The 21,313-nt window shown below is 72.5% G+C and carries 19 protein-coding genes; 8 read left to right on the top strand and 11 right to left on the bottom strand.

The window, feature by feature from the left end:
* Positions 1 to 24: 24 nt before the first annotated feature.
* Both OG624_RS28345 and OG624_RS28340 read left to right on the top strand, forming a co-directional pair.
* Positions 25 to 1,257 (top strand): PQQ-dependent sugar dehydrogenase, encoded by a 1,233-nt coding sequence (locus OG624_RS28345; RefSeq protein WP_051763681.1) that lies wholly within the window; start codon positions 25 to 27, stop codon positions 1,255 to 1,257.
* Positions 1,258 to 1,308: 51 nt separating this feature from the next.
* Positions 1,309 to 1,479: a DUF6191 domain-containing protein gene (locus tag OG624_RS28340; RefSeq protein WP_202505376.1), complete on the top strand. Its 171-nt coding sequence runs from the start codon at positions 1,309 to 1,311 to the stop codon at positions 1,477 to 1,479.
* On the opposite strand, the gene OG624_RS28335 is transcribed toward OG624_RS28340, so the two are convergent.
* From OG624_RS28335 to OG624_RS28310, 6 genes are all read right to left on the bottom strand, one after another.
* Positions 1,442 to 4,504: a helix-turn-helix transcriptional regulator gene (locus OG624_RS28335; protein ID WP_371640881.1), complete on the bottom strand. Its 3,063-nt coding sequence runs from the start codon at positions 4,502 to 4,504 to the stop codon at positions 1,442 to 1,444. The two genes, OG624_RS28340 and OG624_RS28335, sit on opposite strands and share 38 nt — an antisense overlap.
* 59 nt (positions 4,505 to 4,563) lie before the next feature.
* Positions 4,564 to 4,782, bottom strand: a complete 219-nt coding sequence (locus OG624_RS28330; protein WP_266353370.1) for a hypothetical protein — start codon at positions 4,780 to 4,782, stop codon at positions 4,564 to 4,566.
* A gap of 179 nt (positions 4,783 to 4,961) precedes the next feature.
* Complete coding sequence (locus OG624_RS28325) at positions 4,962 to 5,552, bottom strand: hypothetical protein (protein WP_033224582.1); 591 nt, start codon at positions 5,550 to 5,552, stop codon at positions 4,962 to 4,964.
* A gap of 121 nt (positions 5,553 to 5,673) precedes the next feature.
* On the bottom strand, positions 5,674 to 6,228 hold the full coding sequence (locus OG624_RS28320) for a GNAT family N-acetyltransferase (protein ID WP_161289220.1): 555 nt from the start codon (positions 6,226 to 6,228) through the stop codon (positions 5,674 to 5,676).
* 39 nt (positions 6,229 to 6,267) lie between these two features.
* Positions 6,268 to 8,517, bottom strand: a complete 2,250-nt coding sequence (locus OG624_RS28315; RefSeq protein WP_033224580.1) for an MMPL family transporter — start codon at positions 8,515 to 8,517, stop codon at positions 6,268 to 6,270.
* 180 nt (positions 8,518 to 8,697) lie between these two features.
* Positions 8,698 to 9,114, bottom strand: coding sequence for a hypothetical protein (locus OG624_RS28310; RefSeq protein WP_033224579.1), 417 nt, complete (start codon positions 9,112 to 9,114; stop codon positions 8,698 to 8,700).
* A 54-nt stretch (positions 9,115 to 9,168) separates the two neighbouring features.
* Between OG624_RS28310 and OG624_RS28305 the strand changes: the two genes are divergently transcribed.
* Entirely contained in the window at positions 9,169 to 9,975 is an 807-nt protein-coding gene (locus OG624_RS28305; RefSeq protein WP_161289217.1) for a GNAT family N-acetyltransferase, read from the top strand.
* 63 nt (positions 9,976 to 10,038) lie between these two features.
* Positions 10,039 to 10,539 carry a DinB family protein gene (locus OG624_RS28300; RefSeq protein ID WP_033224576.1) on the top strand — a complete coding sequence of 167 codons (501 nt, stop codon included), beginning with the start codon at positions 10,039 to 10,041 and terminating at the stop codon, positions 10,537 to 10,539.
* Between the two features lie 132 nt (positions 10,540 to 10,671).
* Here OG624_RS28300 and OG624_RS28295 read toward each other — a convergent pair whose 3' ends face one another.
* Positions 10,672 to 11,406 carry a siderophore-interacting protein gene (locus OG624_RS28295; RefSeq protein ID WP_161289215.1) on the bottom strand — a complete coding sequence of 245 codons (735 nt, stop codon included), beginning with the start codon at positions 11,404 to 11,406 and terminating at the stop codon, positions 10,672 to 10,674.
* A gap of 166 nt (positions 11,407 to 11,572) precedes the next feature.
* Here OG624_RS28295 and OG624_RS28290 point away from each other — a divergent pair, with 166 nt between their 5' ends.
* From OG624_RS28290 to OG624_RS28275, 4 genes are all read left to right on the top strand, one after another.
* Positions 11,573 to 13,669 carry a penicillin acylase family protein gene (locus OG624_RS28290; RefSeq protein ID WP_371640880.1) on the top strand — a complete coding sequence of 699 codons (2,097 nt, stop codon included), beginning with the start codon at positions 11,573 to 11,575 and terminating at the stop codon, positions 13,667 to 13,669.
* Positions 13,666 to 14,277 carry a GNAT family N-acetyltransferase gene (locus OG624_RS28285; RefSeq protein WP_371639955.1) on the top strand — a complete coding sequence of 204 codons (612 nt, stop codon included), beginning with the start codon at positions 13,666 to 13,668 and terminating at the stop codon, positions 14,275 to 14,277. Before OG624_RS28290 ends, OG624_RS28285 begins: the two co-directional genes overlap by 4 nt.
* A 313-nt stretch (positions 14,278 to 14,590) precedes the next feature.
* Positions 14,591 to 16,492 (top strand): protein kinase domain-containing protein, encoded by a 1,902-nt coding sequence (locus OG624_RS28280; RefSeq protein WP_051763679.1) that lies wholly within the window; start codon positions 14,591 to 14,593, stop codon positions 16,490 to 16,492.
* A gap of 174 nt (positions 16,493 to 16,666) precedes the next feature.
* The gene (locus tag OG624_RS28275) at positions 16,667 to 17,335 is read left to right on the top strand and encodes a DUF6461 domain-containing protein (RefSeq protein ID WP_158711929.1); all 669 of its coding nucleotides are present in this window, start codon (positions 16,667 to 16,669) and stop codon (positions 17,333 to 17,335) included.
* Between the two features lie 75 nt (positions 17,336 to 17,410).
* Here OG624_RS28275 and OG624_RS28270 read toward each other — a convergent pair whose 3' ends face one another.
* The 4 genes from OG624_RS28270 to gatA all read right to left on the bottom strand — a co-directional run bounded on the left by OG624_RS28270 (position 17,411) and on the right by gatA (position 21,311).
* Positions 17,411 to 17,926 (bottom strand): hypothetical protein, encoded by a 516-nt coding sequence (locus OG624_RS28270; RefSeq protein ID WP_244290949.1) that lies wholly within the window; start codon positions 17,924 to 17,926, stop codon positions 17,411 to 17,413.
* A gap of 121 nt (positions 17,927 to 18,047) precedes the next feature.
* Positions 18,048 to 19,559: an Asp-tRNA(Asn)/Glu-tRNA(Gln) amidotransferase subunit GatB gene (gene gatB, locus OG624_RS28265; RefSeq protein WP_033224568.1), complete on the bottom strand. Its 1,512-nt coding sequence runs from the start codon at positions 19,557 to 19,559 to the stop codon at positions 18,048 to 18,050.
* Between the two features lie 16 nt (positions 19,560 to 19,575).
* On the bottom strand, positions 19,576 to 19,821 hold the full coding sequence (locus tag OG624_RS28260; protein WP_033224566.1) for a hypothetical protein: 246 nt from the start codon (positions 19,819 to 19,821) through the stop codon (positions 19,576 to 19,578).
* The gene (gene gatA, locus OG624_RS28255; RefSeq protein ID WP_033224564.1) at positions 19,818 to 21,311 is read right to left on the bottom strand and encodes an Asp-tRNA(Asn)/Glu-tRNA(Gln) amidotransferase subunit GatA; all 1,494 of its coding nucleotides are present in this window, start codon (positions 21,309 to 21,311) and stop codon (positions 19,818 to 19,820) included. Before gatA ends, OG624_RS28260 begins: the two co-directional genes overlap by 4 nt.
* Positions 21,312 to 21,313 lie beyond the last annotated feature (2 nt).

Genomic DNA, 21,313 nt, shown 5'->3' with positions numbered 1-21,313 from the left:
GGAGGACCGGAAGGGAGCAGGGCGATGCGATACGGAAGTTCTCCCGGGCAGGCGGGATCCGAGGCCGTGGGCCGGCGCCGGGGGGTGCTGGCGGCGTTCGCGCTGGCCGGCTGCGGCGCTCTGCTGGCGGCGGGGTGCGCGCCGCAGGGCACACCGGACTCGGGACCGGGCGGCTCCCCACCGGGCACGGCCTCGACGGGCGCCGGGTCACCGGGGCCGTCGGGGAGACCGTCCGCGTCGCCGGAGGCCACCGGGCCGCCGGTGAAGGGGGCCGTGACGGTGACCGGGGAGGTGGCCAAGGGGCTGGAGTCGCCGTGGGGCGTGGCCCCGCTGCCTGGCGGGGACCTCCTGGTGGCCTCGCGGGACAAGGGGACGATCAGCAGGGTCGCGGCGGGGTCGGGAGCGGTGACCCCGATCGGCGAGGTGCCGGGGGTGGCTCCGGGCGGGGAGGGCGGACTCCTGGGCCTCGCGCTGTCGCCGACCTTCGCGTCGGACCGTCTGGTGTACGTGTACTTCACGACCGAGTCCGACAACCGCATCGCCCGGCTGCGGTACGACGAGCAGAGACCTTCCGGGCAGCAACTGGGCGCCCCCGACACGGTGTTCCGGGGGATTCCCAAGGGCCTCATCCACAACGGCGGCCGGATCGCCTTCGGCCCGGACAAGATGCTCTACGCGGGGACGGGTGAGACCGGTGACACCGGGCTCGCGCAGGACAAGGAGTCGCTGGGCGGCAAGATCCTGCGGATGACCCCGGACGGGGATCCGGTGCACGGCAATCCGGAGGCGGATTCCGTCGTCTACTCCTACGGGCACCGCAATGTGCAGGGCCTCGCCTGGGACAAGGACAAACGGCTGTGGGCGGCCGAGTTCGGCCAGAACACCTGGGACGAGCTGAATCTGATCGAGCCCGGTGCCAACTACGGCTGGCCCGAGGCCGAGGGGAAGGCGGGAAAGCCCGGCTTCAAGGACCCGGTGGCCGTGTGGAAGACCGACGAGGCCTCGCCGAGCGGGATCGCTTGGGCGGAGGGCTCGATATGGATGGCCGGGCTGAAGGGCAAGCGGCTGTGGCGCATCCCGTTGGCCGGGACGGAGCCGGTGGCGGAGCCCGAGGCCTTCCTCGCGGGCGAGTACGGCCGCCTGCGGACGGTGGTGCCGCTGGGCGGGGACCGCATGCTGCTGGTCACGAGCGAGACGGACGGACGCGGGTCACCGCAAGCGGGCGACGACAGGATCCTGACCCTGACCGTGCGGTGACCGACAGATCCCCGGCGGGCGACGAAGGGTGTGGTGGGCACGGTGTTCAACATGATCGAGGAGCTGTTCAACCCCGGACGCAAGCACACGGACGAGGAGAAGAAGCGGCTGGAGCTGTCCCGGACCGACGTCAATGACAACGATCCGGGACGGGGTCCGATAGACCTCGACTCCGGCAAGGTGCTCATACGCCTGGACGAGCAGCCTCCGGACGGGGACTGACCGGGGCGGGGGCGGCGAACAGGCGCAGCCGGTGGGCGAGGGCGGCCGCCTCGCCGCGGCCGGCGACGCCGAGCTTCGCGAGGATGTTCGAGACGTGCACGCTCGCGGTCTTCGGGGAGATGAAGAGCTCCTCGGCGATCTTCCGGTTGGTGCTGCCGGCCGCCACCAGGCGCAGTACGTCCCGCTCGCGGCTGGTCAGCCCGAGCGCCTCGATCGGGTCGGTCTCGGGGGCCGGCGGGGCGACGGCGTGGTCGGCGTCGGTCAGTGGGAAGCGGGCGCGCTGGGCCAGCAGGGCCAGGTCCTCGCGCAGCGTGCGTGAGCCGATCCGTTCGGCGATGGCGTAGGCCTCGCGGAGCAGGGCGGCCGCGGGCTCCCGGTCACCGGCGGCCAGCAGGGCCTCGGCGAGCCGGTGGCAGGCCTTGGCCAGCAGGTACGGGCGTTCCAGCGGGCGGACGGCCGTCTCGACGGCGGTCCAGTCGGCGGGGGTGTCCCGGGCCTCGGCCCGGAGCAGCTCGGCCCGGACGTACTCGGCGTGGGCGGCCCACACCGGGACCGGGGTGGCGAGGGAGCGGGCGGCGGTACGCAGCACGGCCAGGGCCGCGTCCCGGCCGGCCTCGGCGGCCGGGAGCCCCCGGGCGTCCGCCTCCGCGGTGGCGGCGGCGAGCAGCAGCGGCCAGGCGTAGCGGTGCTGCCCGAGCGGGAATCCGTGGGCGGCGGCAGCGGAGGTCTCGGCGCGGACGTCGGCGATCCGGCCCTCCGCCGCGGCCACGCCGATCGCGAGGCGGCGGAGCGGGATCCGGTGCTGGGGCTGGGTCTCGTGGGCGCCGTAGTGGGTGTGGGCCGCGGCGAGCTGGTGGTTCGCCTCGGCCAACTCCCCTCGGGCCAGCGCCAGGTAGGCGAGGCGGGCCGAGGCGCAGCCGCGCGGGGCGGCACTCTGGCCCACCAGCAGGGTGCGCCGGGCCGCCTCGGCGGCCTCGTCCCAGCGGCCGAGGCTGTAGAGGCTCTCGGCCATGTTCCCGCAGACCCAGGCCTCGCTGTCCAGGAGCCGGGACCTCCGGACCAGTTCGGCCCCTTGTACGGCGAGTTCCACGGCTTCGTGGGACCGTCCCAGACTTTCCAGCTGAGAGGTGAGATTGATATGCGCACGCCCTGCCAGCATCGTGAGTCCGAGCTGTGTGGTCCGTTCGACGACCGCGTGCATCTCCGCGAGGCCGCCCGCTCCGTCGCCGGAGTCGGCGCGCAGAGCGCCGACCGTGATCCGGGCGTTGAGTTCGGTCTCCTCGGCGCCGACCATGCGCGCGTACTCGACCGCGCGTTCTGCGGCGGCAAGGTTGTCGGGGCCCGGGTTGTGGAGCATGCCCCAGCTCGCGGCCCGGACCAGGACCTCGGCGTGCACCTGGGACGGGGGCAGCCCCCGGACGAGGTCCTGGGCCTTGGCTATCTCCTCCCAGCCGTCGCCGCGTCCGAGTCCGGCGATCAGTCGGGAGCGTTCGGTCCAGAACCAGGCGGCCCGCAGCGGGTCGTGGTCGTCCTCCAGCAGACGCAGCGCCATCTTCGTGATCTTCAGGGCGCGGTCGCGTTCGCCGCCGTAGCGTGCCGCCACGGTGGCCTCGGCCAGCAGGTCGATCCGCTGGAGGGCGGTGGTGGCCGGGTCGCAGCCGCACGGAGGGTACACCTCGGTGTAGTCCGCCGGGCGGAGCGCCTCGCGGACGTTCTGCGGGGCGCTGTCCCACAGGTCCATGGCCCGCTCCAGCAGCCGCAGTTGCTCCGAGTAGGCGTGTCGGCGGCGGGCCGCCACGGAGGCGGCCAGTACGGCGGGCAGCGCCTTGGCGGGATCGTTGGCGTGGTACCAGAAGCTGGCCAGCCGGATGACCCGCTCCTCGGCCCGGACCAGCGAACCGTCGGCCTCCATGGCCTCGGCGTAGCGGCGGTTGACGCGGGCCCGCTCCCCGGGCAGCAGGTCGTCGCTGACGGCCTCGCGGACCAGGGAGTGCCGGAAGCGGTAGCCGTCTCCGTCGGCGGTGGCGAGCAGGATGTTGGCCCCGACCGCGGCGCGCAGCGCCTCGATCAGCTCGTCCTCGGTGAGCCCGGCGACGGCGCGCAGCAGCGGGTACTCCACGGTGGAGCCGCCCTCGGCGACGATGCGCACCAGCCGTTGGGTCTCGTCGGGGAGCACCTCGACGCGGACGAGGAGCAGGTCGCGCAGGGATTCGGTGAGTCCGGTGCGACAGCCGCTCTCCTTGGAGGCGACGAGTTCCTCGACGAAGAAGGCGTTGCCGTCCGACCGGTCGAAGACGGAGTCCACGAACGCTTCGTCCGGCTGCGCGGCGAGGATCCCGGCGAGTTGGCGGCGTACCTCGGCCCGGTTGAAGCGGGACAGCTCGATGCGCCGGACGGTGCGGAGCCGGTCGAGTTCGGCGAGGAGGGGGCGCAACGGGTGACGCCGGTGCACGTCGTCCGCGCGATAGGTGGCGACGACGACGAGCCGGCCGCTGCCGAGGGTGCGGAAGAGGTAGGAAAGCAGGTGCCGGGTGGAGGTGTCCGCCCAGTGCAGGTCCTCCAGGACGAGGACGACGGTGCGGTCGGCGGCGAGGCGCTCCAGCATGCGGGCCGTCAGTTCGAAGAGCCGGGCGGTGCTCTCCTCGTCGTGGGGGCCGCGCGGGGTGTCGCCGAGTTCGGGGAGGATGCGGGCGAGTTCGTCCTCCTGGCCGGCGGCAGCGGCGGCCAACTCCTCGGGCAGCAGCCGGTGCAGGGCGCGCAGGGCCGTCGAGAACGGGGCGAAGGGAAGGCCCTCCGCCCCGATCTCCACACAGCCTCCGACGGCGACGACGGCTCCGCGGCGGTCCGCCTCGCAGAGGAACTCCTCGGTGAGGCGGGTCTTGCCGACTCCGGCCTCTCCCCCGATGAGCATCGCCTGCGGTTCCCGCCCGGCGGCCCGGGTCAGTGCGTCGGTGAGTACGGCCAGTTCATCGGCTCGGCCGACGAACACCGGGCTGACAGATCTGGTCTCCACGCCGCCGAGCATCGCACAGAGGTCCTGCCCGGCGGCACTCGCCGACGGTGCGCTTCTCATCACGTGTCAGTTCACGCGGTGCGGGGCGCGGAGCACGCGGAGCGGGCCGCGCGGGCGGAGCGGGCGGAGCGGGTGAACCGGCTCCGGAGGGTTCTCACCCGCCTCCCGTGTTCCTGGTCCGGCGAGGAGGCGCGGTGCGCCGTCCCCGCCGTCCGGGCCGCGCGGTACTCGGCCGCCTCACGCATGAGGTCGGTGTTGCGGACGGCGGTGGCGATCTCGTACTCGAACATCTCTGCTCCCTGGTGGCGTTGCTCGGGCACCTCGTTCGGTGTGATCCAAGATTCGCGTCCCAGGGGGTACCGGCACATCGGTCGCATGCCGCATCTGCCGGGGGCGGGGCACCTTAGTCCGGGGCCGGGGAGCCCCGGGGCGGTCCGTGCGGGTCTAAGTCGCTGCCCTAGGAGGGTGCCTAGGCGCCTGCCCCGGCCGCCTTGGGAATGGCCAGGAGGAGGTCGAAGTACATGAGGACGAAGAGCAGGATGCCGAGGGCGCCCAGTCCGATGCCCGCCCAGGAGACGGACCGTACCCAGGTGGGGAGGGTGCGCTCGGGGCTGCTGAAGGCGGGGAGGGCCAGCACGAAGGTGGCGACGATCAGGGCGAGGGCGGAGAAGATGCCGTTCACCATCGCGGTGGTGTGCCACGGGTCGACGAACTGGGCGGCGATCTGCGCGTTGGCGTCGGCGGCCTGGGTCAGCTCCAGTCGGGCGGCAATGCTCGCACGCTCGGACACGATGCCCGCGACCCAGCTGCCGCTGAGGGCGACGACACCGAGACCCGCGGCGACGATCGCGAAGGCCGCGGATCCGACGTGGCTCGGCTCCCGGTCCTCGGCCTCGTCCTCGGCGAGCGCCTCGTCGTCCAGGTCCGCGTCGGTGACCTCGTCGGTGACCGCGGAGTCTGCTGCGGCCTCGGCCGGCTGGGTGGTCTCGGTCTTTTCGAGGGCGACCGGGGTGGTGTCCGCCTCTGCGGCGTTCGGGGCGGGGGTCTTCGTGGTGTCCATGCGGGGCACCGTAGGCGCCCTGTCTGAGAGTTTTCTGAGAATCCGCAGGTTCCGGCCGTGGTGGGCCCCGCGGTCGGCGGGGCCCGTGGCAGGGCGACCCGGGACGGGGCCCGGACGGGGCTCAGGCGGAGCGGTTCGCGGCCCACTCGTGGGAGAGGATCGACCAGATCTCGGTGTCCTGGCGGACTCCGCGGTGGAGGTTGTTCTCCCGCATGACGCCGTCGCGGGTCATGCCGAGGCGGGCGGCCGCGGCGAGGCTCTTCGTGTTGCCGGTGGCGGCGTGCCACTCGACGCGGTGCATGCCGCGCTCACCGAAGGCGTGGTCGATCAGGACCTGGCAGGCCTTGGTGACCAGGCCTCGGCCGGCCGCGTCGGGCTCCAGCCAGCAGCCGATCTCGCAGTTTCCCCGGTCGGCCTCGAACACCCGGAAGAGGACCCCGCCCACCAGCGTGCCGTCGAGCCGGATGCCGAAGAACCGGGGGCCGTCCTGGGCCGCCTTCACCGCGTACTCGGCGAGCAGGGCCCGGGCGGAGTCGAGGTCGGCGGCCCGGTCCGGGAAGCCGATGTAGCGACCTATGAACGCGCGGCCGCGCTCGATGTGCGCGAAGAACTCCTCCGCGTGCCGGGCCTCAAGCGGGAACAGCTGGGCGTCTTCGGCGAGGGCTGTCGAGAACATGCGCGGTCTTCCTTGGGTCTCGGGCGGCGGGTGGCCGGATCACCGGGAGCTGGTGGCGGGCTCGGCGCCGACCTCGCTCGTGGCAAGGTCCACGGCGGGCCGCTGCTTCGGAAGTCTCGCATGCGGGTGGCGTTCGGGGGGCTCGATGCTGATCTTGGGCAGACGCCGGTCGAGCCAGGCGGGCAGCCACCAGTTGGCCCCGCCGAGCATGTGCATCAGGGCCGGGACGAGGAGGGTGCGCAGCACGAAGGCGTCGAGGGCGACGGCCGCGGCGAGCGCGATGCCGAACATCGCGATGATCCGGTCACCGCTGAGTACGAAGGCCAGGAAGACGGAGATCATGATGACGGCGGCCGAGTTGATGACCCGGCTGGTCTCGGCGAGGCCCACGCGCACGGCCCGCCGGTTGTCGCCGGTCTCCAGCCACTCCTCGTACATCCGGCTGACGAGGAAGACCTGGTAGTCCATCGACAGTCCGAAGAGGACGGACACCATGATCACGGGCAGGAAGGGTTCGATCGGGCCGGCGCTGCCCAGGCCCAGCGGTTCGCTCCCCCAGCCCCATTGGAAGACGGCGACGACGACGCCGAAGGAGGAGGCGACGGCGGCGACGTTCATGGCCGCCGCCTTGAGCGGGATGCCGATGGACCGGAAGGCCAGCAGCAGGAGCACGCAGCCGAGGGCGATGACCACGCCGACGAAGAGCGGCAGCTTCCCGATGATGACCTCGGCGAAGTCGTCGTAGGCGGCCGTCACACCGCCGACGTGGACCTGCATGGAGTTGCCGTGGCCGGCGGCCGGTACGACGTCCTGGCGGAGTCTGTCGACGAGGTCGCTCGTGGCCCGGGACTGCGGGGCGAAGTCCGGTACGACGGTCAGGACGGCGGTGTCGCCGCTGCGGTTGAGGACGGCGGGTCCGGTGGCGGCGACGCCCTCCGTCGTGCGGAGCGCCTCCGCGAGCCGGTCCACGGCGAGCCGGTCGCCGGCGCCGTCCAGCCGGGCGACGACGGTGAGGGGGCCGTTGGTACCGGGGCCGAAGCCCTCCGCCAGCAGGTCGTAGGCCTGCCGGGTGGTGGAGGTGGCCGGGTTGTTGCCCTGGTCGGAGGTACCCAGGTGGAGGGAGAACGTGGGCAGGGCCAGCACCACCATGACCGCGGTGGCGACGACTCCCAGCAGCTTGGGGTGGCGTTCGACGAAGGCGGACCAGCGGACGGCGAAGCCGGAGGTCTGCTCGGGACGCGGGCCCTCGGCGGCGAGCCTGCGGCGCTCGCGGCGCGAGAGGGCCCGCATGCCTATGTACGAGAGGAGGGCGGGCAGCAGGGTGACCGAGGCGGCGACCGTCAGCACCACGGTGACGGAGGCGGCGATCGCGACGCCGTTCAGGAAGTTCAGCCGCAGCACCAGCATGCCGAGCAGGGCGATGCAGACGGTGGCACCGGCGAAGACGACGGCCCGGCCGGTGGTGGCGACGGCGTTCGCGGCCGCCTCCTCCACGGTGCTGCCCCGGGCCAGGCCCTTGCGGTGCCGGGTGACGATGAACAACGCGTAGTCGATGCCCACGCCGAGGCCGACGAGGGTGCCGAGCATCGGGGCGAAGTCGGCGACCGGCATCGCGTGGCCGAGCAGGGTGATGCCGAAATAGGCGGTGCCCACACTGACCAGGGCGGTCGCGATGGGCAGCAGGCTCGCGGCGAGCGAGCCGAAGGCGAGGAAGAGGACCAGGGCCGCGACGGCGACACCGATGACCTCGGCGAGGTGCGCGGTGGGGGCCTCGGTGAGCTGGATGGCGCGGCCGCCCAGTTCGACCTGAAGGCCGCCGGCCTCGGTGGTGGGGTTCTTCGCCGCGTCGACGACCGCTCGGGCCTGGCCCTTGGGTACGGAATCGGCATGTTGATCGAAGGTCACCACCGCGTAGGCGGTGCGCCCGTCGGGGCTGATCCGCGCGGCGTTCTCGGGGGCGGGGCCGTAGGGTCCGGCGACCGATCCGACGCCGGGGAGCCCGGCGACGCTCTCCAGGGCCCGGGTCATGCGCTGCTCGATGTCCGGGGTGCGCACGCTCTGCCCGTCCGGGGCCCGCCACACGATGGTGTCGGTGTCGCCGCCCTGGCCGTGGAAGCCCTCGCGCAGGAGGGCGTTCGCCCGGGCGGACTCGGTGCCGGGGACCTCGTAGTCGTTGGAGAACGACGACCCGGCGGACACCGCGGCGGCCGCGGTCCCGCCGAGGGCGAGCAGCCAGATGAGCACGGCGAAGAGGCGGTGGCGCATGCACCAGCGTGCGATTACAGCCAACGGACGTGCTCCCTGGTGGTTCGGATCTTTACCGGGAGTCAGCCCGCCGCAAAGACGCATGAACGCGTGAAGGCCCGGCCGAGGGGTCCGGGGATCCCCCCCGGGAAGGCTCGGCGCAGATGGTCTACACCCGCAACGATCTCAGCGTTTCGTGATCGTTGGCCCGTTTCGTGTGCATCGTCACAGCGCGGAGCGGGCGGAGGATCCTGCCTCCACCCGGTCCTCGGGCTCGTCCACCCGGTAGCCCGGGATCGAGGGCCACCGGACGGTGAGGACGACGGCGTCCTCCTCCGCGTACCAGGAGTGGTCGACGCCGCGTCCCCAGAGCACGTAGTCCCCCTGCTCGGCGAGGACGACGGTGCGCCCCGGGAACTCCAGCCGGAAGCGTCCGCTGATCAGCACCAGCAGTGCGGTGCGCTTCTCGGCGGTCGCCCACCGCTCCCGCTCGTCGCCCTTCGGGTGGACACCCCATTTGATCTCCACGTCCTCGCTGTGGCGGGGATCGGAGGGGTCCTTGAAGTGGCCGAGGAGCCAGCCGCGGTCGGCGGCCGCGTCGGGGGTGGCCTTACCGGTGTAGATGGTGGAGTCGTGGTTCACGGGGGTGAGGCTAATGCAGTTGTGGCACCCGCTCGACACTGGTGAGCTGGGGCTATGACGATCGATCTTGATGAACTGATGAAGGTCCGCGCCCACTTCGACACCGAGGTGCGCGAAGGCGCGCAGGCGGACGCCCCGCTAGGGCACGTGGAGCGGGCGGGCGGCGTCGTACGGCACGTCGCGCCCGCGCTCGGGTGGAACGGGGTGCTCTGGTCGGACCTCGACGAGGGGACGGCGGACGCGGAGATCGCGGCACAGGTGGCGTTCTTCGCGGGACGCGGCTGTCCGGAGTTCGAGTGGAAGCTGTACGACTACGACCGGCCCGCGGACCTCGGGGACCGGCTGCGGGCGGCGGGCTTCGTGCCGGAGCCGCCCGAGACGTTGATGGTGGGTCTGGTGTCCGAGCTCGCGAAGCTGCCGGTGGAGCCGCCGGAGGGCATCACGCTGCGGGTGGTGACGGACGAGGCCGGCGTCGACCTGATGATGCGGGTCCACGCGGGAGCCTTCGGGACGGAGCGGCCGCGGCTCCGGGAGCAGCTGCTCGGCAAGCTCCGGGAGGAGCCGGACACGATCGCCGCGGTGCTCGCGATGGCGGGCGACACCCCGGTGAGCGCGGCCCGGATGGAGATGCGGCCGGGCCTGGCCTTCGCGGGCCTCTGGGGTGGCGGCACACTCCCCGAGTGGCGCGGCCGGGGCATCTACCGCCTGCTGGTCGCCCACCGTGCCCGCCTGGCGGCGGAGCTGGGTATCGCCTATCTGCAGGTGGACGCGTCGGCCGACAGTCGCCCGATCCTGGAGCGGCTGGGCTTCGGGGTGCTGGGCGTGACGGTGCCGTACATGTGGACCGCCGCCGCCTCGTAGGGCGGGAGGGCGGGGTCGGTCCGGCTCTATGCCCGCCCGGCGGCAACCGGCAAGATCACTGCCATGGAACGCATCAGCCCGCCCCTGACCGGGGACGAACGCGAGACCCTCCGGACCTTCCTCGACTACCACCGGGCCACCCTCGCCTGGAAGTGCGAGGGCCTCACCGACGAGCAGCTGCGCAGTGCCTCGATGCCCCCGTCCACGCTGTCCCTGCTGGGGCTGGTCCGGCACATGGCCGAGGTCGAGCGGCACTGGTTCCGCCGGGTCCTCGACGGCCAGGACCTCCCGCACCGGTGGTCGGACACGCACGATTTCCAGGCCGCCTACGACGCCTCCGGCTCCAGCCGCGAGGAGGCGTTCACCGCCTGGGAGGACGAGGTCGCGCACGCCCGCCGGATCGAGGCCGCCGCCGAGTCCCTGGACGTGACGGCGTACGTGCCGAGCTGGAAGGAGGAGGCCTCGCTCCGTCTGGTGATGCTGCACCTCATCCACGAGTACGCCCGCCACAACGGCCACGCCGACTTCCTCCGCGAGGGGATCGACGGCACGACCGGCGCGTAGAGGGTGTCCCGTCGGTCGGAGTGGATCAGGGAGCGGTGCCGGCTGCCGCGAGCCCGCCCTGACCGGCAGGACACCCCCTGGGGGGTGCCGGACGGGCCGGGCGGCCCGAGGCGCCGTGGGGCCGCGGTTCGCTCAGGCTTCCGGACGCCAGTAGCCCAGGGAGTTCACCCGGTGCTTGGGCAGCGTGAGTTCCTTGCGCAGGTAGGCCGTCAGGGCGCGCGTCGTCACCGTGTCGCACGCCAGCCAGACGTACGCCGCCTCCGGGTCCCCGGCCAGCGCGGGCAGCTCGGCGCGCACCCGGTCGGCCAGGGCCGTGCCGTCCCGCCGCACCCGGCGGATGTCGTGCCGGCCCTGCTCCACCCGCATCGGCAGCCGCTCGTCCGAGTCGTGCTGCGTCTCGAACCAGATGGTCGCCGGGGTCTGCGGGTAGGTGTCCAGCAGCGAGTTGATCGCCGGCAGGGACGCCGAGTCGCCGATGACGAGCAGGCGCTCCGGGGCCGGCGTCGGGGCCGTGAATCCGGTGCCCTGGACGGTGGCCTCGACCGTGTCGCCCGGCTTGGCGTCGCGCGCCCAGGCGCTGGCGACCCCGTCGTGCAGGGCGAACTCGAAGCTGAAGGTGCCCGCTTGCGGATCCGGGTCCACGAGCGTGTAGGCCCGCTGGTGCGGCTTGCCCGCGCCCTGGAACCAGACGCGCACCCACATCGTCGGGTGCAGCGACGCACCGGCGGCCGCGAGCAGCCCGCCGTCCGTGAAGCTCACGCGGCGGTAGTTCTCCGTCAGGTCTTCCGCTCCCGTGACCGTGAACGTGAAGTCCTTGCCCCGCATGAGCTTGAGGACCACGCCCTCCCAGCCCTTGCCGACCGCCATGTCCAACCCCTCCCCTAGCGCCCCTATAGTTAGGTCAGCCTAACCTAAACGCACGTCGGGGAAGAGTGTGAGCAGCGTGAGCAGTGCCAGCAGCGAGAACGGCGACGCCCGGTCGCACGGAGCGAACCGGGGCGAGCCCCCTGCGGAGACCTCGGAATCCTACGGGGTGTACCGCGACCCGTGGGGCATCCCCCACCTCCGCGCATCCGACGAACTCCGGCTCGTCCACGCCCAGGGCCGCGTCACCGCCTTCGACCGCGCCTGGCAGTTGGAGGTCGAACGACACCGTTCCGAGGGCTCCAGCGCCTCCTTCCTCGGCGCGGACGCCGTCACCTGGGACCGCTTCGCCCGCCAGTCCCGGCTGGCCGACACGGCCCGCCGCTGCTACGAGGCCATGGAGGCCGACGACCCCGCCACCGCCGCCTGGGTGCGCGCGTACGTGGACGGCGTCAACGACGGGCTCGCCGCCGGCGCCGCCCGTGACGAACGCTTCGCGCGCACGGGCCTGACCCCCACCCCGTGGGAGCCGTGGGTGCCGCTGGCCATCTGGATCGCCACGCACATCCTGTTCGCCGGCTTCGCCACCAAACTGTGGCGCGAGCGCGTGGCCCGCGCCCTCGGCGACGAGGCGGTCACCCTCTTCGCCACCGACGGCCCCGGCACCGCCGGCAGCAACGGCTGGCTGGTGCCGGGCGACCGCACCACCACCGGATCGGCGATCATCGCGGGCGACCCGCACCGGTTCATCGAGGACCCGGGCGTCTACCAGCAGATACGTCTCTCCTGCCCGGACTACGACGTCCTGGGCCTCGCCGTCCCCGGCGTCCCCGGCCTCGGCCACTTCGGGCACACCGGCACCGCCGCCTGGGCGATCACCAACGCGATGTCCGACTACCAGGACCTGTACGTCGAGCGGTTGCGCCGTGAGGACGACGGCACCGTACGGGCCCTCGGCGCGGACGGCGTCTGGGAGCCCGTCTCCCGCCACACCGAGACCATCACCGTGGCCGACGGCGACGACGTCGAGGTGGAGGTCCTGGAGACCCCGCGCGGCCCGGTGATCGTCCACGCGGACGGCGACCTCGGAGCCGACGCGCACGCCGACGCCGACGGCCACGCCGACGGCAGCCCCCAGACCCTCTCCCTGCGCTACCCGCCGCGCGTCCGCCTGGACCTCGGTTTCGCCGCCCTCCCCGCCCTGCTGCGCGCCCGCACCGTCGCCGACATCGACCGGGCCTTCGACGGCTGGGCCGAGCCGGTCAACGTGGTCCACGCCGCCGACTCCGAGGGCGGCCTGCTCCACCGCGTCGCGGGCGCCGTGCCGCTGCGCCACCGCACCAACCGGCTGCGGCCCGTGCCCGCCTGGGATCCGCAGCACGCCTGGCAAAGCTGGGCCCCGACCCCCGCCGAGCCGGTGCAGGGCTTCGCCGTGATGGCGAACGCGCGCGGCATCGCCTCCCCGCTCGGCGTGGAGTTCGCGCCCCCGCACCGCGCCGACCGCATCCGCGAGCTGCTCAGCGGCTCCGCGGACTGGTCCCCGAAGGCGATGGCCGACGTACACCGGGACACGCACCTGGCCTCGGCCGCGCCCCTGCTCGCGCTGCTGCCCGACTTCGAGGACCTAACCCCGGCGGCCGAGGCCTTGCGGACCCGGCTGCTGGCCTGGGACCGGCACATGGCGGCCGACAGCACCGACGCCACCGTCTTCTCGGCCTTCCGCAGCGCGACCGTACGCCGCTTCGCCGCCGATCCCGTCTTCGAGGGCCTGTGGGGGGCGCCCCCCGGCCCGGCCGTCTTCCACCCCTGGCTGTACCTGGTCCCGAAGATCGGCTACGCCCTCGAAGGCCTGCTCACCACCTCCCTCGTCCCCGGCCTCGACCGGGCGGCGCACGTCCGGGCCGCCCTGGAGGAGACGGCCGCGGCCGACACCCCCGACACCCCCTGGTCGCAGGTCCACCGCCTCACCCCCTGGCAGGCCGTGCCCGACCTGGAGGCGACCGAGTGGCCCGGCCTCGGCGGCGACCACGACTGCGTGAACGCCACCTCCACCGTGCCCGGCTTCACCGACCTCACCGCCCGTGCGTCGGCGGCCCGTTACGTCTGGGACCTCGCCCGCCGCGAGGACAGCCTGTGGGCGGTCCCGATGGGCGCGGACGGCGTCACCGGCTCGCCCCACCATCGCGACCAGCTGCCCCTGTGGGCACAGTGCGAACTCGTCCCCGTCGTCACCGACTGGACCCGGCTCACCAAGGAATCGATATGACCTCCGCCCCCTCCGTGCGCCGGCCCGTACACACCCAGGTCGTCGAGGGCTTCGGCACCGTCACCATCACCCCGGTCGACCCGGCGGCCGATTCGGCGCTGATCCACAGCTGGGTGACGCAGGAGCGGGCCCGGTTCTGGGGCATGGGCGAGGCCGGCCGCGAACTGGTCCAGGAGATCTACGAGGACGTCGACCGCCGCACCACCCACCACGCCTTCATGGTGAGCCGCGACGGCGAGCAGGTCGCCCTGTTCCAGACGTACGAGTGCGCCGAGGACCGGGTCAGCGAGTGCTACGACGTCCTCCCGGGGGACGTCGGCGTGCACCTGCTGATCGGCCCGGCCACGGGCCCGGCCGAGCACGGCTTCACCGGCTCCCTGATGACCGTCTTCATCGGGTTCGTGTTCTCCGACGAGGCCGCGCGGCGCGTGGTCGTCGAGCCGGACTGCCGCAACACCAAGGCCATTGCCCTCATGGAACGCACCGGCTTCGTGCTCGGCCCGGAGGTCGTGCTCCCGGAGATCGACCTGCCCGAGGTCCACCTCCCGGCCAAGCCGGCCCGGTTGGCCTTCTTCACCGCTCCGGAGGCCGCCCGGGCGACCGGCTGACCGGCTGACCGGCTGACCGGCTGACCGCAGCCGCCCTCGTCGACCGGGCGCTCGGCGAACGGAAGCCGCCCCTCGGGCGGTTCCGGGAGCCGGGCGCCCGGCGGCATGTCCGGGCACCCACGTCGACCACGGGGTCGCCGTCGATCGCCGTCGATCGCCGTCGATCGCGGCCGGTCGCCGCCCATCGCCCGGGGCCGTCGACGGCCCGACGATGAAAGGGTGAACCCCGACGGAGATTTCCGATTCCCGTTGACCGCGCGCCCCTCCCCACCGGAAGCTGATGGCCTCTCAAAGCACCTTGAGGTGGGGGACATTGACCAGTCAGAACCTGCACATCGGTCCGGACGCGGCGGCGGACCGGTACCGCCTGCTCCGCTCGATCGGACGCGGCGGAGAGGCCGTGCTCTATCTCGCCGAGATCGAACTCGCCGGCGGATCCGAACCCGTGGTCGTCAAAGTGCTCGACTCCAAGACGACCATCACGCCGGACATCTTCGACCGGATCAGCCAGAAGTGGAACGAGCAGGCCGAGCTGCTGCGGTTCGTGCACCGGCCGGGCGTGGTGGGCGTGCGCGAGCACTTCGAGGGGCCGCCGATCCATCGGCCCGGGGAGTCCTCGACCCTGACGGGGCGGGCGCTCGTCCTCGTCATGAACCACGTCGACGGGCTGGACCTACGGGACTGGCGGGCCGAGCGGACGCTGTCCACCGCCGCCGAGCGGCGCGAGGTGATGCGCACCCTGGAGCAGCTGGCCGACGTCCTGGACTGGCTGCACTCGGGGAAGGCGACCCCCTCCGGCCGCCAGGTGATCCACGGTGACCTCTCCCCCGGCAATGTGATGGTCGACGCGCACGGGCAGGCCACCCTGGTGGACTTCGGCCTCAGCAAGCTGACCGCCGACCACCAGACCGCCGAGGTCTGGTTCACCCCGGGCTACGCGGCGCCCGAGGTCTTCGACGGCAAGCGCACCCCGGGTACGGACCGGTACGCCTTCGGGGCGATCGCCTACTTCCTGCTGAGTGGGGAGTCCCCGCCGGCCACCCCGGAGCAGCTGGCGCAGGCGCTGACCGCGCTGCCGCAGATCGCCGTGCTGGACGCCGAGCAGCGGGCACGGATCGCGGCCATCTACGCGGCGGACCCGGGGAAGCGGCCGGTGAACCTGGCCGGCTGGATGAAGGACATCCGCCACGCGGTGGTGTCCACGACCACCGCCACCTCGCAGCGGGCCGCGCAGGAGACCCCGCCCAGGCCTGCCACGCCGCCACCGCCGGTGGTCCCGCCGCAGCCGGTCACCCCGCCGCCCACAGCACCGACGACGGCACCGACGGCGGCACCGCCCGCGTACGCCCCGGCGGCGCAGCCCGTACAGCCCGTACAGCAGCCGGCGCAGCCCGTACGGTCGGAACCGGCCACCACCGTCCCGGAGCCCGCCCCGGTCCCCCCGCACACGCCCACCACTGCCCCGCAGACGCAGCCGGATCCGGGGTCGGTGCCCGCCGGGTACGGGCCGACGTACAACCTGAGTCCGGCTCCCGCCCCGGGGCCCGTGGTCCCGAAGAAGAAGCGGCGGACCGGGCTGATCCTCGGCTCGGTGGCCGCGGTGCTGGTGCTGGCCTCCCTCGCGGTGGTCGGCGTACAGCTCCTGGGCGACAAGGACAAGGAGAACGCCGCGGGGGGCGACAAGCCCGCCGGGACGAGCGCACCGCAGGCGTCGGCTTCGGCGCGGGCGACCGCCTCCGCCGAACCCACGCCCTCCGAGGCGTCCCCCAAGGGATCCGCCTCCCCGGACTCCTCCTCCAGCCCGGGGGATCCGGGCTCGGTGAAGGACAGCAACGTCGCCGACCTGACCGTGCTGTCGTCGGTCGGAGAGGTCCAGCACTTCGAAGTGGGCTCCGCCAAGCTGAACACGAAGGAGTACGGGGCCGCCCTCCTCGGCAGTTGCTACTACGGTGCGACGGTCGAGTACGACGTGAACCGCGCCTGGTCCACGCTGGAGTTCACCGTGGGCGTCGACGACGGCTCGACCATGGAGCAGGCCCGTGTGACCATCTCCGTGGACGACAAGCCCGCGCTCTTCTCCGAGGCGGTCCACCTGGGCAAGCCGGTCACCAAGTCCCTGGACATCAAGGGAGCCCTGCGCCTGCGCCTGAAGGTGGAGGAGGGCTGCCGCGACAGCGGCAACGCCGTCATCGCCGCCCCCGTCCTCAAGCGCTGACGGCGGCGGGCTCCGACAGGAACCCGCCGCCCGGCGCGCCCCGTTCGGCCGGGCGCTCGGGGAACGGAAGCTGCCCGGTCGGCAGTTCCGCGCCCCGCGCGCCCGGCAGCGGGCCAGTCCGTCGCTCCGAGCGGGCGCCGCTCGTTGTCGGAGGTACCGGGCAGGATGGCCGTCATGACAGACGGAACGACCTGGCTCGCCGCCCCCCGATCCATCGCCTTCGGGGGCTATTTCGTGGTGCTCGCGCGCGGGCTCACCGAGGACGAACTCGTGGGCCGCCTCCGGCAGGCCGCGCGCAGCACGACGGCCGGCGTCGTGGCGGTCGGTGAGCACACCTCGGACTCCCTCCTGGAGTGGATGGACGACACCTACGGCGACATCCACGCGGCCGTGGGCCTGCGCCTCGGCCGCGCCGGGGACTGGACGTACGCCGTCGCGTACGGCGGTTGGCAGGACGAGTTCGGCTCGCCGACCCCGCTCTCCCGGGACGGCGCGCACCTCTGCGTCCTGGAGTTCGAGGAGGAGAACGGCAAGGCGGTCCCGCCGCGGTTCGCGTACGCGCACGACGGCCGGCTGCTGAGCGCCTGCAATCTGTACCTGGACGACTCCTGGGACTCCGAGGAGGTCGAGGGCGACCCCGCGACGGCGTCCCGCCTGCAGGCATTGCTGAACGCGGCCGGTCTGCCGGACCCCGAGCGGGACTCCGAGGAGGCGCACCGGACCGCGCTGGGGGTCATCGAGCGGTTCTTCGGGCTCTCGCTGCCGAAGGCCCCGATCGTGGCGGGCGCCCTGCCTGCCGTCGTGCTGGAGTCGGGGTTCCCGAAGCCGGTCCGGCAGGGCTGAGCCCCGTACGACCACCCTCCGATCGCCCGCGCGCCTGCCCGGGTGCCCTGGTGCCCGGCGGCCTTGCGGCCCGCCTCAGACCACGCCGAGGTCGGCGCGCATGGCCGCCCGCATCTCCCGTAGCGGGTCCCAGATGGCGTGTTGGGCCTCCGCCGCCGACTCCATCGACTCCCCCGGGTCCGGCATGCCCCGTTCCAGGCGCTTCACCTGCCCGTAGACCGCGGTCAGGGCATGGTGCACCGAGGACGCGGGCGCCAGGACATGATCGGGGGCGACCATCTGTGCCTCGGAGTAGCGGTCACGGAAGGCGTCCTTCGCCGCGTCGAGCGCGGCCCGGTCGGCGTCCTCGACCGCGCGTTCCCGCAGGGTGTGCAGATGCCGGTTGAGTGCGGTGGTGAACTGGCGGGCGTCCCGGTTGAGATCCGCGTAACAGGTGCGCCGTAGCGCCTGGTTCTCGCGCTTCTCGTCGTGGGCGCGCACGAGCTCGATCTCACGGCGCTTCGTACGCTCCGCACCTCGCTGGGTGAGCAGCGCGCCGCCCAACGTGCCCGCGACACCCGCCACCGCGATGACCATCGCACCGATCTCCACCGGCGCACCCCCCGAGTCCACCACCGACCGCGCGCCTGTCGCGCGATCACCCCGTACCAGTCTGAACGACGACGGCCCCGAACCGGGAAGTCCGGTGCGGGGCCGTCGTACGAGAAGAGGACTACTCGGAGACGCCCAGGCGCTCCAGGATGAGCTCCTTGACGCGCGCCGCGTCGGCCTGGCCGCGGGTGGTCTTCATGACCGCTCCGACCAGGGCGCCGACGGCGGCGATCTTGCCGCCGCGGATCTTGTCCGCGATGGCCGCGTTGCCCGCGATGGCCTCGTCCACGGCCGCGCCGAGCGCGCCCTCGTCCGAGACGACCTTCAGGCCGCGCTTCTCGACGACCTCGTCCGGGGTGCCCTCGCCGGCGAGGACGCCTTCGAGGACCTTGCGGGCCAGCTTGTCGTTGAGCGAACCGTCGGCGACCAGGGCCGCGACCCGGGCCACCTGGACCGGGGTGATCGGCAGCTCGTCGACGACGACGCCCTGCTCGTTGGCGTTACGGGCCAGCTCGCCCATCCACCACTTGCGCGCGGCGGCCGAGTCGGCGCCGGCCTCGATCGTGGCCACGATGGAGTCCACCGCGCCCGCGTTGAGGATCGACTGCATGTCGTGCTCGGTGACGTCCCACTCCTCGCGGAGCCGGTTGCGGCGCACGCGCGGCATCTCGGGCAGACCGGCGCGCAGCTCCTCGACCCAGTCGCGGGCCGGGGCGACGGGAACCAGGTCGGGCTCCGGGAAGTACCGGTAGTCCTCGGCGTTGTCCTTGATGCGGCCGGCCGTGGTGGAGCCGTCCTCCTCGTGGAAGTGCCGGGTCTCCTGCACGATCGAGCCGCCCGAGGAGAGCACCGCCGCGTGACGCTGGATCTCGAAGCGGGCCGCGCGCTCGACGGAACGCAGGGAGTTGACGTTCTTGGTCTCCGAGCGGGTACCGAACTCGGACTCGGGGGTCGGGCGCAGCGACAGGTTCACGTCGCAGCGCATCTGGCCCTTGTCCATGCGGGCCTCGGAGACGCCGAGCGCCTTGATGACCTCGCGCAGCTCGGCGACGTACGCCTTGGCGACCTCGGGGGCCCGCTCGCCCGCGCCCTCGATGGGCTTGGTGACGATCTCGATGAGCGGGATGCCGGCGCGGTTGTAGTCCAGCAGGGAGTGGGACGCGCCGTGGATACGGCCGGTGGCGCCGCCGACGTGCAGCGACTTACCGGTGTCCTCCTCCATGTGGGCGCGCTCGATCTCCACGCGGAAGATCTCGCCGTCCTCCAGCTGGACGTCCAGGAAGCCGTTGAAGGCGATGGGCTCGTCGTACTGGGAGGTCTGGAAGTTCTTCGGCATGTCCGGATAGAAGTAGTTCTTCCGGGCGAAGCGGCACCACTCGGCGATCTCGCAGTTCAGCGCGAGGCCGATCTTGATGGCCGACTCGATGCCGATCGCGTTGACGACCGGCAGGGAGCCGGGCAGACCGAGGCAGGTGGGGCAGGTCTGCGAGTTGGGCTCGGCGCCCAGCTCGGTGGAACAGCCGCAGAACATCTTGGTCTTGGTGCCGAGCTCGACATGGACCTCAAGGCCCATGACGGGGTCGAACGAGGCGAGAGCGTCCTCGTACGAGAGCAGTTCGGTGAAGGTGGTCACGGTGAAACTTTCCCTCTCAGCCCAGCAGGACGTCGTCGTCGCCCAGGCGCTTCAGCTCGCGGTACAGGATCGCGAGGCCGGTGACGATGGCGGCGGCGGACACGGCGGCGTCGACCAGCTTCAGCACGTCGTTCTCGCTGCGGGCCTTCTTGACCTGCTTGATCACGCTGATCGCGCCGAAGGCGGTGGTGCCGATCGACAGGTAGGTGCCGGTCTTGGACTTCTTGAAGCCCTTGGCCTTGGTCAGTGCACTGGTGCTCACAGGGACGGTGCCTCCTCAAGCAGCGGGTGACCCCAGCGTGCGACGAAGGCCGCCTCGACGGCGGCGCCGACCTTGTAGAGCCGGTCGTCCTTCATCGCCGGGGCGATGATCTGGAGCCCGACCGGGAGACCGTCCTCCGGTGCCAGGCCGCAGGGCAGCGACATGGCGGAGTTGCCGGCCAGGTTGGTCGGGATGGTGCACAGGTCCGCGAGGTACATGGCCAGCGGGTCGTCGGTGCGCTCGCCGATGGGGAAAGCGGTGGTCGGGGTCGTCGGGGAGACGATCACGTCGACCTTCTCGAAGGACTTCTCGAAGTCCTTCGAGATGAGCGTGCGGACCTTCTGGGCGGAGCCGTAGTACGCGTCGTAGTAGCCGGAGCTGAGGGCGTACGTGCCGAGGATGATGCGGCGCTTGACCTCGTCGCCGAAGCCGGCTTCGCGGGTCAGGGCGGTGACGTCCTCGGCGGACTTCGTGCCGTCGTCGCCGACGCGCAGGCCGTAGCGCATGGCGTCGAAGCGGGCCAGGTTGGAGGAGCACTCGGACGGCGCGATCAGGTAGTACGCGGCCATCGCGAGGTCGAAGGAGGGGCAGTCCAGCTCGACGATCTCGGCGCCGAGCTCCTTGAGGAGCTCGACCGACTCGTTGAAGCGCTGGACGACGCCGGCCTGGTAGCCCTCACCGGCGAACTGCTTGACCACACCGACGCGCATGCCGGCGACGGAGCCGTTGCGGGCGGCCTCGACGACCGGCGGGACCGGGGCGTCGATGGAGGTGGAGTCGAGCGGGTCGTGTCCGGCGATCACCTCGTGCAGCAGGGCCGCGTCCAGGACCGTACGGGCGCAGGGCCCGCCCTGGTCGAGGGAGGAGGAGAAGGCCACCATGCCGTAGCGGGAGACACCGCCGTACGTGGGCTTCACGCCGACGGTGCCCGTGACGGCGGCGGGCTGGCGGATGGAACCGCCGGTGTCCGTGCCGATGGCGAGCGGGGCCTGGAAGGCGGCCAGGGCTGCCGCGGAGCCGCCGCCGGAGCCGCCGGGGATCCGGGTGAGGTCCCAGGGGTTGCCGGTGGGGCCGTAGGCGCTGTTCTCGGTGGAGGACCCCATGGCGAACTCGTCCATGTTGGTCTTGCCGAGGATGACGACGTCGGCTTCCTTCAGCTTGCGCGTCAGGGTGGCGTCGTAGGGCGGGATCCAGCCTTCGAGGATCTTCGAGCCGACGGTCGTCGGAACGCCGACGGTGGTGAAGATGTCCTTGAGGGCGAGGGGGACGCCGGCCAGCGGGCCGAGCTTCTCGCCGGCCGCGCGCTTGGCGTCGACGGCGCGGGCCTGGGCCAGCGCGCCCTCGCGGTCCACGTGCAGGAAGGCGTTGACCTTCTCGTCGGTGGCGTCGATGCGGGCCAGGTGGGCCTCGGTCACCTCGACGGCCGTGAGCTCGCCGGAGGCGATCTTCTCGGCGGTCTCGGCGGCCGTGAGCTTGATGATGTCGACCATGA

Source organism: Streptomyces virginiae (assembly GCF_041432505.1).
Classification (GTDB): Bacteria; Actinomycetota; Actinomycetes; order Streptomycetales; family Streptomycetaceae; genus Streptomyces; species Streptomyces virginiae_A.
The sequence above is the reverse complement of the archived record's forward strand: the minus strand, read 5'-3'. Positions and strand labels throughout refer to the sequence as shown.

Excerpts from the sequence above, each read along its gene's own strand:
- OG624_RS28345 (WP_051763681.1), top strand. The coding sequence starts at position 25 with ATGCGATACGGAAGTTCTCCCGGGCAGGCGGGATCCGAGGCCGTGGGC.
- OG624_RS28340 (WP_202505376.1), top strand. The coding sequence starts at position 1,309 with ATGATCGAGGAGCTGTTCAACCCCGGACGCAAGCACACGGACGAGGAG.
- OG624_RS28335 (WP_371640881.1), bottom strand. The coding sequence starts at position 4,504 with ATGCTCGGCGGCGTGGAGACCAGATCTGTCAGCCCGGTGTTCGTCGGC.
- OG624_RS28330 (WP_266353370.1), bottom strand. The coding sequence starts at position 4,782 with ATGTTCGAGTACGAGATCGCCACCGCCGTCCGCAACACCGACCTCATG.
- OG624_RS28325 (WP_033224582.1), bottom strand. The coding sequence starts at position 5,552 with ATGGACACCACGAAGACCCCCGCCCCGAACGCCGCAGAGGCGGACACC.
- OG624_RS28320 (WP_161289220.1), bottom strand. The coding sequence starts at position 6,228 with ATGTTCTCGACAGCCCTCGCCGAAGACGCCCAGCTGTTCCCGCTTGAG.
- OG624_RS28305 (WP_161289217.1), top strand. The coding sequence starts at position 9,169 with ATGACGATCGATCTTGATGAACTGATGAAGGTCCGCGCCCACTTCGAC.
- OG624_RS28300 (WP_033224576.1), top strand. The coding sequence starts at position 10,039 with ATGGAACGCATCAGCCCGCCCCTGACCGGGGACGAACGCGAGACCCTC.
- OG624_RS28295 (WP_161289215.1), bottom strand. The coding sequence starts at position 11,406 with ATGGCGGTCGGCAAGGGCTGGGAGGGCGTGGTCCTCAAGCTCATGCGG.
- OG624_RS28285 (WP_371639955.1), top strand. The coding sequence starts at position 13,666 with ATGACCTCCGCCCCCTCCGTGCGCCGGCCCGTACACACCCAGGTCGTC.
- OG624_RS28275 (WP_158711929.1), top strand. The coding sequence starts at position 16,667 with ATGACAGACGGAACGACCTGGCTCGCCGCCCCCCGATCCATCGCCTTC.
- gatA (WP_033224564.1), bottom strand. The coding sequence starts at position 21,311 with ATGGTCGACATCATCAAGCTCACGGCCGCCGAGACCGCCGAGAAGATC.